The sequence below is a fragment of the Sphaerisporangium dianthi genome (assembly GCF_042654065.1).
In the GTDB taxonomy this organism is placed as follows: domain Bacteria; phylum Actinomycetota; class Actinomycetes; order Streptosporangiales; family Streptosporangiaceae; genus Sphaerisporangium; species Sphaerisporangium dianthi.
Genome location: NZ_JBHSFP010000001.1, coordinates 681104 through 697122, shown reverse-complemented (window position 1 = coordinate 697122; position 16019 = coordinate 681104). Strand labels below are relative to the sequence as shown.

Annotated in this window: 14 protein-coding genes; 10 read left to right on the top strand and 4 right to left on the bottom strand. The window is 73.1% G+C overall.

What is annotated here, in order from left to right; translation table 11 throughout:
- The first annotated feature begins 98 nt into the window (after positions 1–98).
- The 7 genes from dxr to ACFO60_RS02890 all read left to right on the top strand — a co-directional run bounded on the left by dxr (position 99) and on the right by ACFO60_RS02890 (position 8141).
- Positions 99–1391 (top strand): 1-deoxy-D-xylulose-5-phosphate reductoisomerase, encoded by a 1293-nt coding sequence (dxr, locus tag ACFO60_RS02920; protein ID WP_380836382.1) that lies wholly within the window; start codon positions 99–101, stop codon positions 1389–1391.
- A gap of 150 nt (positions 1392–1541) precedes the next feature.
- Entirely contained in the window at positions 1542–2711 is a 1170-nt protein-coding gene (gene ispG, locus ACFO60_RS02915) for a flavodoxin-dependent (E)-4-hydroxy-3-methylbut-2-enyl-diphosphate synthase (protein ID WP_380836380.1), read from the top strand.
- Positions 2712–2997: 286 nt separating this feature from the next.
- Entirely contained in the window at positions 2998–4047 is a 1050-nt protein-coding gene (locus ACFO60_RS02910) for a PP2C family protein-serine/threonine phosphatase (RefSeq protein ID WP_380836378.1), read from the top strand.
- Positions 4048–4185: 138 nt separating this feature from the next.
- Complete coding sequence (locus ACFO60_RS02905) at positions 4186–5760, top strand: alpha/beta hydrolase (protein WP_380836376.1); 1575 nt, start codon at positions 4186–4188, stop codon at positions 5758–5760.
- Positions 5761–5808: 48 nt separating this feature from the next.
- Positions 5809–6651 carry a GNAT family N-acetyltransferase gene (locus ACFO60_RS02900; protein WP_380836455.1) on the top strand — a complete coding sequence of 281 codons (843 nt, stop codon included), beginning with the start codon at positions 5809–5811 and terminating at the stop codon, positions 6649–6651.
- A gap of 258 nt (positions 6652–6909) precedes the next feature.
- Positions 6910–7662, top strand: coding sequence for a HipA family kinase (locus ACFO60_RS02895; protein WP_380836374.1), 753 nt, complete (start codon positions 6910–6912; stop codon positions 7660–7662).
- Positions 7659–8141 (top strand): DUF3037 domain-containing protein, encoded by a 483-nt coding sequence (locus ACFO60_RS02890; protein ID WP_380836372.1) that lies wholly within the window; start codon positions 7659–7661, stop codon positions 8139–8141. The genes ACFO60_RS02895 and ACFO60_RS02890 overlap by 4 nt, the downstream gene beginning before the upstream one ends.
- Before the next feature lie 186 nt (positions 8142–8327).
- Here ACFO60_RS02890 and ACFO60_RS02885 read toward each other — a convergent pair whose 3' ends face one another.
- Together ACFO60_RS02885 and ACFO60_RS02880 are read right to left on the bottom strand one after the other, a co-directional pair.
- Positions 8328–9671 (bottom strand): alkyl sulfatase dimerization domain-containing protein, encoded by a 1344-nt coding sequence (locus ACFO60_RS02885; protein WP_380836371.1) that lies wholly within the window; start codon positions 9669–9671, stop codon positions 8328–8330.
- Between the two features lie 137 nt (positions 9672–9808).
- Complete coding sequence (locus ACFO60_RS02880; protein WP_380836369.1) at positions 9809–10249, bottom strand: group II truncated hemoglobin; 441 nt, start codon at positions 10247–10249, stop codon at positions 9809–9811.
- Positions 10250–10341: 92 nt separating this feature from the next.
- Between ACFO60_RS02880 and ACFO60_RS02875 the strand changes: the two genes are divergently transcribed.
- On the top strand, positions 10342–10545 hold the full coding sequence (locus tag ACFO60_RS02875; protein ID WP_380836367.1) for a DUF397 domain-containing protein: 204 nt from the start codon (positions 10342–10344) through the stop codon (positions 10543–10545).
- Between the two features lie 218 nt (positions 10546–10763).
- Here ACFO60_RS02875 and ACFO60_RS02870 read toward each other — a convergent pair whose 3' ends face one another.
- Together ACFO60_RS02870 and ACFO60_RS02865 are read right to left on the bottom strand one after the other, a co-directional pair.
- Positions 10764–11414 (bottom strand): response regulator, encoded by a 651-nt coding sequence (locus ACFO60_RS02870; protein WP_380836365.1) that lies wholly within the window; start codon positions 11412–11414, stop codon positions 10764–10766.
- Positions 11396–12601 carry a sensor histidine kinase gene (locus ACFO60_RS02865; protein WP_380836364.1) on the bottom strand — a complete coding sequence of 402 codons (1206 nt, stop codon included), beginning with the start codon at positions 12599–12601 and terminating at the stop codon, positions 11396–11398. The genes ACFO60_RS02870 and ACFO60_RS02865 overlap by 19 nt, the downstream gene beginning before the upstream one ends.
- Positions 12602–12710: 109 nt before the next feature.
- Between ACFO60_RS02865 and ACFO60_RS02860 the strand changes: the two genes are divergently transcribed.
- Together ACFO60_RS02860 and ACFO60_RS02855 are read left to right on the top strand one after the other, a co-directional pair.
- Positions 12711–13454 (top strand): ABC transporter ATP-binding protein, encoded by a 744-nt coding sequence (locus ACFO60_RS02860; RefSeq protein WP_380836362.1) that lies wholly within the window; start codon positions 12711–12713, stop codon positions 13452–13454.
- 14 nt (positions 13455–13468) lie between these two features.
- Positions 13469–15877 (top strand): FtsX-like permease family protein, encoded by a 2409-nt coding sequence (locus ACFO60_RS02855; protein WP_380836360.1) that lies wholly within the window; start codon positions 13469–13471, stop codon positions 15875–15877.
- The last annotated feature ends 142 nt before the right edge of the window (positions 15878–16019 follow it).

Here is a 16019-nt window from a genome sequence, read left to right as displayed (position 1 = left end):
GCTTTCCCACCCGTCGCAGGGGTGACAGGAAAAGACCTCCACCGAGCCCGCCCGGAGGGGCGGCGAGGCGGCGGGGGGCGGGCCGCGATAATGGGGGCATGCAGACCCCTCTCGCCGCACCGGCAGGTCCCGCGGGCGCCGCGCCGGCGGGCTCCCCCTCGGCGAGCGCCTCTCAGGCGCGCCCCGCCGATCGGCCCGGCCCCGTGCGGCCGCCCCGCCCGGCCGAGCCGCGCTCGATCGTCGTGCTCGGCTCCACCGGCTCGGTGGGCACCCAGGCCCTCGAGGTCATCGAGCGCGATCCCGCGAGCTTCCGGGTCGCCGGGCTCGTCGCGGGCGGCGGCCAGGTCGACGCGCTGGCCGCCCAGGTGAGGCGGCTCCGTCCCGAGATCGTCGCGGTGGCCGACGAGCGGGCCGTCCCGGCGCTGCGCGAGGCGATCGGGCCGGTGCCGATCGTGGCGGGCGCCGAGGGGGTGGCGCAGGTCGCGGCCTGGCCCTGCGACATCGTGCTGAACGGCATCACCGGGGCCGTCGGGCTGACCTCCACGCTCGCGGCGCTGTCGGCGGGCCGGGTGCTCGCCCTGGCCAACAAAGAGTCGCTCATCATCGGCGGCCCCCTGGTCAAGCGCCTGGCGGGTCCGGGCAGCATCCTGCCCGTCGACTCCGAGCACTCCGCCCTCGCCCAGTGCCTGTGGGCGGCCGGGCCCTCGGGGTACGACCCCGCGCAGGTGCAACGGCTCGTGGTCACGGCGAGCGGCGGCCCGTTCCGCGGGCACGCGCGCGCGCAGCTCACCGGCGTGACCCCCGAGCAGGCGCTGAAGCACCCCACCTGGGACATGGGGACGGTCATCACGCTCAACTCGGCGACGCTGGTCAACAAGGGGCTGGAGGTCATCGAGGCCAACCTGCTGTTCGACATCCCCTTCGACCGCATCGCCGTGGTCGTCCACCCGCAGTCGGTCGTCCACTCGATGGTGGAGTTCGTCGACGGGTCCACCATCGCGCAGGCCAGCCCGCCCGACATGCGGCTGCCGATCTCGCTGACGCTGGGCTGGCCGTCGCGCGTTCCGGGGGCGGCCAGGGCCGTCGACTGGACCAAGGCCCACACCTGGACGTTCGAGCCGCTGGACGACCAGGCCTTCCCGGCCGTGGCCCTGGCCCGGCACGTGGGCACCCAGGGCGGCACGGCGCCGGCCGTCTACAACGCCGCCAACGAGGTCTGCGTGGAGGCGTTCCTGACCGGCCGGCTTGCGTTCCTCGGCATCGTCGACACCGTCGCCGCCGTGGTCGGCGAGCACGCCAGGACGCCCGCGGACTCGGTGGAGGAGGTCCTGGACGCCGACGCCTGGGCCCGCGCCCGGGCCGGCGAGCTGGTGGCCGCGCAGGCGGGGTAGCCCTTCCGTCCCGGCCGGGGCCGGGGGTGGCGGGGATCACAGGTGGCCAGGAGCTCCGGGTTCATCGGCGTCCCGCGCCTAGCGGTCCGCGCGGGTCCCTAGACTGGAGGACGTCTTAGCGCGTCGCCAATACCAAGGTGCTGGAAAAAGATGACATCTGTTGATCTAGGGATTCCCTCGGTACGGAGCAAGCCGATCGCCGAGCGGCGGGTGTCGCGGCAGATCATGGTGGGGTCGGTGCCGGTCGGCGGCGGCGCGCCGGTGACGGTGCAGTCCATGACCACCACGCTGACCGCCGACGTCAACTCCACGCTGCAGCAGATCGCCGAGCTGACCGCGTCCGGCTGCCAGATCGTCCGCGTGGCCGTGCCCTCGCAGGACGACGCCGACGCGCTGCCCGCCATCGCGCGCAAGTCGCAGATTCCGGTGATCGCCGACATCCACTTCCAGCCGAAGTACGTCTTCGCCGCCATCGAGGCGGGATGCGCGGCCGTCCGGGTGAATCCGGGCAACATCAAGAAGTTCGACGACAAGGTCGGTGAGATCGCCAGGGCCGCCGCGGACGCCGGCGTCCCGATCCGCATCGGCGTCAACGCCGGTTCGCTCGATCCGCGCCTGATGGCCAAGTACGGCAAGGCGACCCCCGAAGCACTGGTCGAGTCGGCGCTGTGGGAGTGCTCGCTGTTCGAGGAGCACGGCTTCCGCGACATCAAGATCTCGGTGAAGCACCACGACCCCGTCGTCATGATCCAGGCGTACCGCCTGCTCGCGGCGCAGTGCGACTATCCGCTTCACCTCGGCGTGACCGAGGCCGGCCCGGCGTTCCAGGGCACGATCAAGTCGGCGGTGGCCTTCGGAGCCCTGCTCGCCGAGGGCATCGGCGACACGATCCGGGTCTCGCTTTCGGCGCCTCCCGTCGAGGAGGTCAAGGTCGGCATCGGCATCCTGGAGTCGCTGAACCTCCGTGAGCGCGGGCTTGAGATCGTCTCCTGTCCCTCCTGCGGACGCGCCCAGGTCGACGTATACACCCTGGCGGAGCAGGTGCACGCCGGGCTCGACGGGCTGAAGGTCCCGCTGCGGGTGGCGGTGATGGGCTGCGTGGTGAACGGCCCCGGCGAGGCCCGCGAGGCCGACCTGGGCGTCGCCTCGGGCAACGGCAAGGGCCAGATCTTCGTCAAGGGCGAGGTCGTCAAGACCGTCCCCGAGTCGCAGATCGTCGAGACCCTGATCGAGGAGGCCCTGCGCCTGGCCGAAGAGATGGGCGTGGAGGTCGACCTCGACGACGACGACGCCCCCGGCCCGCAGGTCATCGTCAGCTGAGCTCCCCGGCCTCGCAGGCCACCGGCTGAGCGTCCGTCGGCCCGCAGGTCGTCGTCGGCTGAGCGTCCGGCCGGCGGGCCCATCGGCAGGAGTTTCCCGCAGCGCGGAGGCCGTCGTCGGCCTGAGCGCACTCCGGGCGGCGGCGAAGGCCGGTGGCCGGTGTTCGCGCTGGTGAGGATGGTGGCGGGTTGCCGGCGCAAGGTCGCGCTGGTGTATGCATGGAAGGGTGCGGTACAGGCGGCGGGCTTCTGATCCGCGCCGGTCGTGGCTCCAAAGTCACGGGCTGGTGGCGATCCCGCTCGCGGTGATCGTGGCGATCACCGTCGCCGACCTTTCGACCCCGCGCGAGATCGTGCTCAGTCCTCTGCTGATCGCGGCTCCCGCGGTCACCGCCTCCTTCGCCGGGCCCTGGGTCACGACGATGATCGGCGCGCTGACCATCGCCGTCCAGATCTTCCTCGACATCTACGACGATCTGCTCTGGACGCGTCCCGTGCAGACGCAGTTCGCCGCGACCGTCATGGTCACGGCGTTCCTGGTGCTGTTCTCCCACCTGCGCGACCGGCACCAGAAGGTCCTCACGCGCGTGCGGTCGGTGTCCGAGGCCGCGCAGCGGGCGTTGCTCCGGCCGCTGCCCCCGCGGCTCGGGCGGTTGCGGCTCGCCTCCATGTACCTCGCCGCCGAGGAGGAGGCCCAGATCGGCGGTGACCTGTACGCCGTGGCGCGCACCGATTCGCAGGTGCGCGTCGTCATCGGGGACGTGCGCGGGAAGGGGCTCCCCTCGGTGTCCGACGCCGCGCTGCTCCTCGGCGCCTTCCGCGAGGCCGCCCGCCTGCACCCGACCCTGTCGGCCGTGGCCCGCTATCTTGACGAGAGCGTGCGGGCCGACATGACCGAGCACGCCGCCGATCTCACCCAGGCCGACGAGAACTTCATCACCGCCGCCGTGCTGGAGATCCCCCATGACCGGCCGGTGGTCGGCATGATCGACTGCGGGCATCCGCCGCCGCTGCTGCTGCGCGACCACCACGTCATGATCCTGGAGGCGGCCAAGCCCGCCCCTCCGCTGGGCCTCGGCGAGCTGGCCGATCAGGCCTACGACGTCGAGACGTTCGACTTCAGGGACGGCGACACGCTGCTGCTCTACACCGACGGCGTCATCGAGGCGCGCGGCCCGGGCGGCGGCTTCTACCCCCTTGCCGACCGGGTGAAGAGCTGGGAGGGCGACGGGCCCGAGACGCTGGTCGAGCATGTCCGCGACGACCTGCTCGCGTACGTCGGCGGCAGACTCGGCGACGACGCCGCCATGGTGGCGATCCAGCGCCTGCCCAGTTGAGGCCGGCGAAGACCGCCTGGATCATTACAAACCGCAATTGAATGACTACAGATTGGTAAACGTTGGGCGGGGTCGGCGGTCACCGCCCGTGTCCGTCCGGAAACATCGCCTCTGCCACAGCAGCAGAGGAGTCAACGGGTGAAGCGCGTTTTCAGTGTCATGGCGGGTGTGGCCTTGCTGGTCACGGGGCTGACGGGAGGGGCCGCCGCGGCCCCCGGCGACGGCCCGGCATGGGCGGCGTGTCCCGGGCCGAAGACCTTGGTCACGGTCGAGTGCGCGTCTCTCGACGTACCGCTCGACCCCGTCCGGCCGGACGGGCGCAGCATCGCCCTCGCGCTCAGCCGGGTGAAGGGCGCGCAGTCCCACGACCGCCGGCGCGGGCTCGGCGTGCTGCTGGTCAATCCCGGCGGTCCCGGCGCGCCGGGCGTGAACCTGGCCCGGTACGTCGCCGCGGCCCTGCCCAAGGACGTCGCCTCCAGGTACGACGTCATCGGCTTCGACCCCCGGGGCGTCGGGGCCAGCGAGCCGGCGCTCCACTGCGTCGACCCCAAGAAGCACTTCGCCGCGCCGCGACTGGACCAGGTGCCGGGGAACGACGCGGCCGAGGCCGCGCTGCTCGCCCGCGCCAAGGGGTACGCGAAGGCGTGCGGCGCGCGCTGGTCGTGGCTGCTGCCGCACATGACCACGGAGAACACCGCCCGCGACATCGACGCCATCCGGCGGGCGCTCGGCGAAGACAAGATCAGCTACCTCGGGTACTCCTACGGCACCTACCTGGGCTCGGTGTACGCGACGCTGTTCCCCCAACGGGTCAGGCGGATGGTGCTCGACAGCGTGGTCGACCCCGAGGGGGTGTGGTACGACGCCAACATCGCCCAGGACTACGCCTTCGACCGGCGGCACCGCCAGTTCCTGGCCTGGGTCGCCAGGCACGACGACGCCTACCACCTGGGCGGCACCGAGACCGCGGTCACCGAGGCGTGGTACGCGGTGCGCCGCCGGCTCGCCGCCCGGCCCGCCGGCGGCATGGTCGGCCCGAGCGAACTGGACGACATCTTCACGGTCGGCGGGTACACCAACGCCGTCTGGCCGCAGTTCGCCGCCGCCTTCGCCGCCTACGCCAAGAAGGGGCAGGCCGAGGGCCTGGTCGCCGCCTACCTGCGCCACGTCGACCACGACGCCGCCGCCGAGAACAACTACGCCGTCTACCTCGCGGTGCAGTGCCGTGACGCCGAGTGGCCGCGCGACTGGGCGCGCTGGCAGTCCGACACCGCCAAGGTGAACGCCAAGGCGCCGTTCATGGCCTGGGCCAACGCCTGGTACAACGCGCCGTGCGCCTTCTGGCCGGAGAAGGGCGGCGCGCCGGTCCGCGTCGGCGACGTCGCGCACCTGCCGCCGATCCTGCTCGTCCAGTCCAGGCACGACGCCGCCACGCCTTACGCCGGCGCGCTGCGGGTGCGCGAGCGGTTCCCGACCTCCCGGCTGCTGGTCGAGGCCGGGGGCAACCACGGGGTGTCGCTGGGGGACAACATCTGCGTGGACCGGCACCTGGCCGCCTACCTGCGCGACGGCAGCGTCCCCGGCGGCGCCGAGCGGCACTCCGGGCACCGGCCGGACGGGGTCTGCGCCACCGTGCCCGAGCCGCGGCCGCTGCCGCCAGCCGCGGCGACTCCCGCGCACACCCACCCCGTGAAGGCCATTCTCGGCGACTAGGGTCGGTTCGTTCCAAAATCGGGGCGGTCGCGTAGGCTAAGCCCCGTGATGCTGCGAACATCGGCGTCGCGCGTGCTCGACGATCAGGACCGCGACGAGGTGCTCACGCTCCTCGACGCGGACCCCGTCGCCAACGTCTTCGTCGCCTCCCGGGTCCGGTCGGTCGGGCTGAGCCCGGCCCGGCTCGGCGGACAGATGTGGGGGTTCGGCCCGCGCGGTGGGCTGACCTCGCTGTGCTACGCCGGCGCCAATCTGGTCCCGGTCAACGCCGGGCCGGAGGCCGTACAGGCGTTCGCCGATCGTGCCCGCAGGCAGGGACGGCGCTGCTCCTCGATCGTCGGCCCGGCCGACGCGGTCGAGAAACTGTGGGAACGGCTGGAGCCCTACTGGGGCCCCGCACGGGCCATCCGCTGGGCCCAGCCGGTCATGGCCACCTCGGTGCCCTCGCCCGTCCCGGCCGACCCCCTCGTCCGCCAGGTACGCCCGGAGGACTTCGCCACGCTGCTGCCCGCATGCGTGGCGATGTTCACCGAGGAGGTCGGCATCTCGCCCGACCTCGGCGACGGCGGGGCGCTCTACCGATCCCGGGTCGCCGAGCTCATCCGCATCGGCCGCTCGTTCGCCCGCATCGAGGACGGCCAGGTCGTCTTCAAGGCCGAGGTCGGGGCGGTGACGCCGCAGGTCTGCCAGATCCAGGGCGTGTGGGTGCACCCCGACCGGCGCGGGCGCGGGCACGCCGTCTCGGGCATGGCGGCGGTCATCGGCCTGACCCTGCGGCACTTCGCCCCGGTGGTGTCGCTGTACGTCAACGACTTCAACGGCCCCGCGCGGGCCGCCTACCGCAAGGTCGGCTTCAAAGAGGTCGACACCTTCATGTCCGTCCTGTTCTGACAGCGAGAATGTCCGTGCCGTCCTGTCCGTGAGGATGTCCGTGCTGTTCTGGCAGCGAGGATGGAGGCGCATCCTCCCAGTGCGCTTGGCTCTCGCTCCGACCGGCCACGGTGCTTCAGCGGGATCTTCCGGCCGTCCCGCGTCCGGTCCCGGCGTCGTCCCGGCGATGGCGGCCCTGGCGGCGAGCCGGTCCGCCTTGCTGGACGCGTCGCCCCGGGCGCCGGGGGAGATGACCCGCAGGGTCGGTACCCTTGGCGGGTGCTCGAACTGGTGACCGCGACGCGTTATGTGACCCCCCTCAGGGAGGGGGGTTCGCTGCCGGGTGTCGTCGAAGCAGATGACCTCGGTACTTATGTCATGAAATTTCGTGGCGCGGGGCAGGGGCGGCGGGTGCTCGTCGCCGAGATCATCTGCGCGGAGCTGGCGCGGCGGCTCGACCTGCGCACCCCCGACCTGAAGATCATGGACCTCGACCCGCGCATCGGCGCGCGCGAGCCCGACGAAGAGATCCAGGACCTCCTCAAGGCGAGCGAAGGGCACAACCTCGGCGTCGACCTCCTGCCCGGGGCGCTCGGCTTCGACCCGCTGGCCTGGACGCCCGACGCCGACCTGGCCTCCCGCGTCCTGTGGTTCGACGCGCTCGTCCACAACGTCGACCGCAGCTGGCGCAACCCGAACCTCCTGGTCTGGCACGGCGACATCTGGCTGATCGACCACGGAGCCGCGCTGTGGTTCCACCACAACTGGCCCACCGCCAACCCCCAGCGCCCCTTCGACGCCGGTGACCACGTGCTCGCGCCCTTCGCCAAGCGGCTCAAGGAGGCCGACGCCGAACTGCCCGGCCTGATCACCGAGGACCTGCTCCGCGCGGTCGTGGCCCTGGTGCCCGATGAGTGGCTCGACGGCGAGCCCGGTTTCCCCGACGCCGACGCCGTGCGCCGGGCGTACGTCGACCACCTGCTCGCACGCGCCCACGGCCCGCGCGCCTGGCTTCCGGAGGCCGCCCGATGAACGCCGTGCTCCCGCCTGCCCACCGCGCCGGCGAGCCGGCCGAGTCCCGCGCGACCGGCGAGCCCGCGGAGTCCCGCGCGACCGGCGAGACGACGGCCGTCTACGAGTACGCGGTGATCCGCGTCGTGCCGTGCGTGGTCCGCGGCGAGTTCCTCAACGTCGGGGTGATCCTCTACTCGCAGCCGCACGGCTACCTGTGCGCCCGCACCGAGCTGGACGAGGCCCGGTTGCGCGCGCTCGACGACACCGTGGACGTCGAAGGCGTCGGGAAGGCGCTCGGAGCCTACGAGCGGGCGTGCTCCGCCGACGCGGGGCCGCTGCGCGGCGAGTCGCCCGGGAGCCGCTTCCGCTGGCTCACCGCCCCGCGCAGCACGGTCGTGCAGACCGGCCCGGTGCACGCCGGGCTGACCGGCGACCCGGAGGCCGAGCTCGAATGCCTGCTCGACCGGCTGGTCCGCAGGGGCTCCTCCACGCGCTAGAAGTCCCTCCGGCGGCGACAGGCGAGTCAGGGCGAAGGGCGCGCCCAGCACCGCTGACGGCAGGCCGCCCGCATGCGAAGAACCCGTCCCGTGCTCGGCTACGGGGGAGAGCCGAGCACGGGACGGGCGCTCATGGAGTCCCGGACCGCCCGGAGGGCTCGATGCGGTGGCACCGAGGCCCGGCGGTCACCCAGGTGACTCTCCGTCGTGGTTCGCGGCGGACGGCACCCACCACAGCCCGCCGCCGGCGATCTCGTGGTACACGTCCAGCAGGTCGTCGCCGGTCGTCGCGCTGCGCGACTCGGCCGCGGCCCAGGTGTAGAGGCCGCGCGACATGGCCGAGCTCTCCTGCCGCACCCGCAGCGTGTAGACGCGCGCCCTGATCTCGTGCACCTTGGGATCGGACGGGTCGGCCTGCGTGGCCATCTCGGCCAGCTGGCAGGCCAGGCGCAGATCGCCTTCTGCGGCCGCCGTGGCGGCCCGCGTGGCCAGGGCCGCCGCGCCGCCGGACAGTCCGGCCAGCGCGCGGGCGAAGACCTCGTCGGGCGCGGGTTTGAGGTGGGCGGGGTTGCCATCGTGCCAGCCCCCGTACAGCCGCCATATGTTGCGCACGACGAACTCCGGCTCGTCGTAGTGCGGCTGCAGGTAGGGCCGGCCGGCCAGAGCCTCGGGCGGGCGGACGGCGTGGATGATCTCGTCGAGGCGGGCGCCGGCGTTCATCATGTCCAGCGTCTGCTCGACCAGGCTGTCCAGGTAGTCCGCCGTGTCGGTCAGCGCCTGGCGGACGCGCGCCGCCCCGACGATCGGCAGCCCGTGGCCGGGGAGCAGCACCTCGGGCGACAGTGCGGACATCTCACGCAGGGCGACGGCCCACTCGTCGGGATACCGCTGCGCCTTCTGCGGGTTGCCCGCGTTGGGGGTGACCCAGATGAACAGGTCGCCGGTGAGCAGCACCCCGCGCTCGGGAAGGAACGCCCAGGTCGCGTCGTCGGTCTCTCCCCGGGCGTGCCGCAGATCAAGGGAGACGTCGCCGAGCGACAGGCGCATGCGGTCGTGGTAGGTCAGATCCGGCCGGCGGAAGCTCGTGGGCCACACCATCCGGGTGAAGCCGAACTGCCGCTGGTTGATCACCGTGTTGTACCCGGCCGTCCTGGCATAGCGGACGAAGCGGGCGGCGACGTTCTCGTGCGCGATCACCTGCGGCCGCGGGCCGGTCTCCGCGTCGAAGGGCTCCATGCCGGCGACATGGTCGAAGTGGCCGTGGGAGAAGACGGCGTGACAGACCGGCTCGTCCGACCAGGCGCGCATGGCCGCGTGCATCCTGCGCGCGTCCACGCTGTTGCCCGAGTCGAACAGAGCCAGGCCGCCGTCCCCCCTGATGCCGTAGACGTTGCCGAAGGCCGGCCACATGACCACGCCCTCGGCCACCTCCTGCACCCCCCTCGAGCGCAGGTCCCGCAGCGGCACCTCCTGCGGGGGCACCGACCCGCGCCAGACACTGTCCGCGTGCTCGAGGATCGGCGATGTCATGCGCCCAAGCATGGCCTGGACCGGTCCGGGGCAGCAGTAGGGAGATCCCTACACCTGGCCTCGCGGCGCGGGAGCGTGAGCCAGGCCAGGCGCCGGGCCCTCGCCGGACGCTCGCCACGCCGCCGGGGGGTTGGGCGCTATTCGGGCCAGGTCCAGAGGGGCACTTCGCGGATCGGGTGGAGTTGGTCGTCGGTCTCCGCGTGCGAGTTCTGCAGGGCGACCTGGGAGCCGAACTCCACGTGGGAGCGGAGGGCCTCGCGGAAGGGCGGGTCGGCGGGGAGGCCCACGGCGTCGGCGGCAGCCATGTAGAGCTCGACGAACCGCCGCCGCTGCTCCTCGGTGATCTTGAGGCCGCGATGTACGGCGATGAGATGGGCGAATCCCCCCATGTCGGTGGTGAAGGTGGTGGGCCCCCCGAAGGTCTCCGCGGTGAAGGCGGTCAGGTGGGTGACATGGTCGGGGCGGCCGCGGCCGAAGAGCGGCTGGAGCAGAGGATCGGCCAGGACGCTGCCGTAGAAGGCGTCGACGAAGCGGTGCAGTCCTTCTTGCCCACCGGCATGCTCGAAAAGGGTCTCCATAATTACATGATTACGCAGATGATCCACAAATGCACCGAATGCCGTACCGTGCAAGCAGTCCCTCCGGCTGATAGAGGAAGCGGTGAACCGCATTGACACCTGACCTTCGGAAGGCGCTCTGGCGCAAGAGCAGCTTCAGCGGCGACTCCGGCGAGTGTGTCGAGGTCGTCTCGAACCTGGGCGGGGTGGTCGGGGTGCGGGACAGCAAGGATCTGGGCGGTCCGGCGCTGGTCTGTGCTTCGGGTGAGTGGTCCGCGTTCCTGACCGGCGTCAAGAACGGCCGCTTCACCGCCTGAGCCCGACCTCGGCCACGCCGGCCGCCGTACGCGGTACGCCGCTGAATCACCACGAGAGCCGGCTACCGGAGCCCCCGCCCATCACGACGGGGGCTCCGACAAGTTCGTCCGAGAGGTCGCTCCATCGTGATGCCGCCATGGCGAACGTCCAGCGGCCTTCGAGATACGGCGCGGGCGTGGTGCGCGGCGACGTTGTGTCAGCCGAGGTGGAGGAGCGGTCAGCCTCTCAGGTAGGTGAGGACGGCGAGGACGCGGCGGTGGTCGTCTTCGGCGGGGGGCAGGTCGAGTTTGTTCAGGATGCCGGCGATGTGCTTGGACACGGCCGCCTCGGTGACCACGAGCCGCCGGGCGATGGCGGCGTTGGAACGTCCTTCCGCGATGAGCCCGAGCACCTCCCGCTCGCGGGGCGTCAGGCGGGCCAGCGGGGCGCGGCGGCGGCCGAGCAACTGCCTGACGACCTCCGGGTCGACGACCGTGCTGCCGGCGGCGACGCGCTCCAGCGCGTCGACGAAGTCCCTGACTTCGCCGATGCGGTCCTTCAGCAGGTAACCGATGCCGACGCCCGCGCCCGCGTCGAGGAGTTCGGCCGCGTAGGTCTGCTCGACGTACTGGCTGAGCACCAGCACGGCCAGTTCGGGGCGGCCGGCGCGTAGGTCGAGGGCGGCGCGTACGCCTTCGTCGGTGAAATCGGGCGGCATCCGGACGTCCACGACCACGATGTCGGGTTCGTGCTCCTCGACGGCGGCCAGCAGGGCGCCGGCGTCCCCGACGGACGCGACGACCTCGTGGCCGAACCGTTCGAGCAGGCCCGCCAGTCCCTCGCGCAGCAGGACGACGTCCTCGGCGATGGCTACGCGGAGCCGGCGCACGGGATCTCCACGCGGAGCGAGGTCGGCCCGCCGGGCGGGCTGGACAGCGTCATCACGCCGTCGACGACCGCGACCCGGTCGGCGAGCCCGGCCAGTCCGGACCCGGCGGCAGGGTCGGCGCCGCCGACACCGTCGTCCTCCACCTGGAGCACGAGCGTGTCGTCCAGCAGCCTGCCGTGGACCAGGCAGCGGCCGGCCCGGCTGTGCCTGGCCATGTTGGCGAGCGCCTCGGAGGCGACGTAGTAGGCGGTCACCTCGACGGGGCCGGGCAGCCGTGTGGAGAGGGCGATGTCCACCTCGACGGGGACCGGAGACCTGCCCGCCGCGTCGAGGACGGCGGCGGTCAGGCCGCGGTCGGTGAGCACCTGCGGGTGGATGCCGCGGATCAGTTCGCGCAGTTCGGCCAGTGCCTTCTTGGCCTCCTCGTGCGCCTGGCCGACGTGGGCGGCGGCGGGTGAGCCCGGCGGCAGGTCGAGCCGGGCGAGCCCGAGCCTCATGGTGAGCGCGACGAGCCGCTGCTGGGCGCCGTCGTGCAGGTCGCGCTCGATCCGCCGCCGTTCGCTCTCGAACGCGTCGACGAGCCGGGCGCGCGAGCGGATGATCTCGGCGTCGCGCGGCGCGAGGACGGCGCGGACGATCGTCGCGCGGGTGCCCGCCCAGGCGGTGACGAAATAGGCGGCCAGCGCGAGCATGACGAGTCCTCCGGCGGCCACCGGGAGACCGTTCAGGAAGCCGACGCTGGGCTGCGCCGGCGCCGAGAGCATGAGCAGGGGCAGCCAGATGGCCTGGACCACCACGCCGAGGTCGACGAACCAGATCCCCAGCGCGACCATCAGGAGGGCGACCTCGCGCCAGGTGGCCTGCTCGCGCAGCCGCGCGGCCAGCCAGGCGCGCGGGCCCGGACGCTCGGGCGGCCGGTGCGGATCGGCGGCCGGGCGGAGGTCCACCAGGCGGAGCCTCGCCCGTTCGAGCCGGGCGGCGGGAAGCCCGCACCCCGCGACGACCAGCAGCAGCGCGGCGCAGGCGACGGCGACTCCGCACAGGTAGGCCAGGTAGACCAGGGCTGCGGCCGCCAGGGCGAGGTAGGCGCTGGACAGCAGGTACGCGAACGACCGCCACGGCCACGACGACCGCAGGAACGCCGACGGCCTGCGGGTGAGGGCCTCCAGCGGGGTCCGGGCGAGCACGGTCCGACGCTATCCGACCTCCGTGGCGCGCACAGTAGTGCTGCCTCTACCTCCGGTTCTCGCCATAGCGCCAATGTGCCGAGGCCCGGCGGCGGCTTGGCTTGACAGCATGGAACCAGCAGACATCGTCCAGCTGTGGTCGGTGCGCAAGACGTACCGCACGGCAGCCCACGACGTGACCGCGCTCGACGGGGTGACGACCGGCTTCCGCGCCGGTACGTTCACGGCCGTCATGGGGCCGTCGGGGTCGGGGAAGTCCACGTTGCTCCACTGTGCGGCGGGGCTGGACCGGCCGGTGGCGGGGAAGATCGTCATCGACGGCGTCGACCTCGCGACACTCGACGAGAACGGTCTGACCATGCTGCGCCGCGAGCGGGTGGGATTCGTCTTCCAGGCGTTCAACCTGGTCTCCGCGCTGACCGCGGAGCAGAACGTCTCGCTTCCTCTGCGCCTGGCGGGACGGGCGATCGCGCCCGCCGAGGTCCGCGCGGCGCTGGCGGAGGTCAACATGGGCGACCGGGCCGGGCACAGGCCGAGCCGGCTCTCCGGGGGCGAGCAGCAGCGGGTGGCCATCGCGCGCGCTCTGATCACCAGGCCGGCCGTGGTGTTCGCCGACGAGCCGACCGGCGCGCTGGACATCAAGGCGTCCCGCGGGGTCCTCGGCCTGCTGCGCGGCCTCGTCGACGGCCAGGGGCAGACCGTGGTCATGGTGACGCACGATCCGGTCGTGGCGGCCTACGCCGACAGGGTGCTGTTCCTGGCGGACGGCCGGCTGGTGGAGGAGTTCACGGGGGACGTCGACGCGGAGTCGGTCGCGGCCCGCATGGCGGGTCTGGAGTCGTCGGCATGCTGAGGGGACGAGGAGGTATGTGGCTGGGGCTCGCCGCGGCGCGGGAGCGCTGGACCACGTTCGCGGGCACGTTCGTGACGCTTCTCCTGGCGGTCGCGATCGTGTCGGTGACGTCCGCGGCGTTCTTCTCGGCGGAGCCGACGCCGCCCGCGCGGTTCGCGGGCGCGGGCGTCCTTGTGGGGGTGCCCGCGATCGAGCGGGAGGAGGGGAACTTCACGCCCGACCGGCCGTGGCCGCCCGAGACCGCCGAAGCGCTCATCGAGCGGCTCGGCGGTGTCCCGGGCGTGGCGCGGGCCATACCCGACCGGCCGTTCTACGCGCAGGCCGTCATCGATGGTGAGCCGGTCGAGGCCCACCAGGGGTACGCCTGGTCCACGGCGGCGCTGGCGCCGTACCCTCTGGCGTCCGGCACGGCGCCTCGCGGCGCGGGACAGGTCGTGCTCGACCGGGCGCTCGGCCTCGCTCCGGGAGCGCGGGTCACCGTTCTGACCGCAAGGGGACCCTCGCGCTACACGGTCTCCGGCACCGTCGACGCGCCGGGCGTCTACCTGAGCGACGCCGAGGCGGAGACCTTCGCGGGCGGCGTGCGGACGATCGGGCTGGTCACCGCGCCGGGCGCGGACGTCGCCGCGGTCGAGGCCGCCGCGCGGGCGATCGTGGGCGGCGACGGCCGGGTGTTCGCCGGCGAGGCGCGGGCCGCGCTGGAGCCCTTGGAGGACGCGCGGGTCCGCTGGATCGGGATGCAGGTGCTCACCGCCATGGCCGCGATGGGGGCGTTCGTCCCGATCTTCGTGGTCGCCTCGACCTTCGCGTTCGGTGTGGCGCAGCGGCGCCACGAGTTCGGGCTGCTGCGTGCCGTCGGGGCGACCCCGCGCCAGGTCCGCGCGATGGTGTTCGGCGAGGCGCTCGCGGTCGGGGTGGCCGCCGCGGCGGCGGGGGTGGCACTCGGCGTCGTGCTCGCGCCGGGTCTTGGAGATCTGCTGGTGGAGGTCGGGTTCGAGCCGCGGGGATTCGCCGTGGAGCTCCGGCCCGCGCCGCTCGCCGGCTCGTTCGCGCTGGGAGTGCTGGTCGCCCTGCTCGGCGTGTGGTCGGCCTCGCGGCGCGCCGCGCGGGTGCGCCCGCTGGAGGCGCTTCGCGAGGCGGCGGTGGACGAGCGGCCGATGGCGCGCGTCCGGTGGATCGCCGGTGGGTTGTTCTGCACCGCGGGGCTGGGCGGCGCCGTCGTCACCGCGAGCGCCGGCGGCGAGGGTTTGGTGGGTTTCGGCCTTCTCACCGCGATGGCGCTGATCGTCGGCCTCGCCCTGCTCGGCCCGGCCGTCGTTCCCCCGGTGGTGCGGGTGGTCACCTGGCCGCTGGGCGTGTCGCGCGGCGCGACGGGCATGCTGGTGCGGGAGAGCGCGCTGGTCGCGGTCAGGCGTACCGCCTCGATGGCGACCCCGGTGCTCGTGACGGTGGGCTTCTCCGTGCTGATCACCGGCATGGTGCAGACGACGGCGGGCGCGTTCGCGTCCGCGCGGACCGGGTCCTTCCAGGCGAGGGCGATGGTGGTCCCGGACGGCACGCCCGGCCTGTCCGACGCGGCCGTCTCCGCGGCCGGCGCGACGTCCGTCCTGTCCACGGCCCTCTACCGGCAGGACGGCGAGGCCGTGCCCGCCGCGGGAGTCAGCCCCGAACTGCTCGCGATGGGACGGGAAGGGCTCGATGTCCTGTCCGGCTCGATCGACGGCTTCGGGGAGCGCGGCATCGTCGTCCCGTCCTGGGTGGCGACCCAGTGGGGCTGGACGACCGGCCGCATGGTGCGGGCGGCGTTCGAGGACGGCCGCACCGTGTCGTTGCGGGTCGTCGCCGTGGCCGATGGCGGGCCCGGCGGGGTGCTGGTCCCGCGGGACCTGGTCAGGGCGCATGACAGGTCCGTCCTCGCCGACGAGGGGTTCGTCACCCGCGCGATCGCCGGCCCTCCGCCGTCCGGGCTCGGCGCCAGGGCGGTCGACCTCGCGACCTACCGGGCACGGGCCGACAGCGAGGACGACCGGCTCGTGTGGATCTTCACCGTCCTGCTGGTGATCGTGTCGGCGGGCTACACGGCCGTCGCGATCGCCAACACGCTGATGATGGCGGCGGCCGGGCGCGCCCGGGACCTGACCGTGCTGCGCCTGTCCGGCGCGACGACCCGGCAGGTGCTGGGGACGGTCGCCGCCGAGTCGGCGCTCGTGGTGGTCCTCGGGACGCTGATGGGCCTGGCGGTCGCGCTGCCCGCCCTGCTCGGGATGCGCGCGGGGCTGCAGGAGGCCCTGGCGACGAAGGTCGCGCTCGTCCTGCCGTGGCCGCTCATCACGGGAGTGGTGGCGGCCTGCCTGGTCATCGCCGCGGGCACCGCCGTCCTCACCTCCTGGCCCCGCCTCCGCCCTGGTCAGGCGGCGAGATGACCGGCACGGTCCACCGCGTCCCGCGTCCCGCGTCCCGCGTCCGCCGTCCCGCGTTCCGCCGCCCGCGTGGGCGATGCGCGCTCTCCCCGTCCATCCGCGGGGACCGGGGATTGTCGGTGGCCAGGCCTAGGGTGGGGCGGCA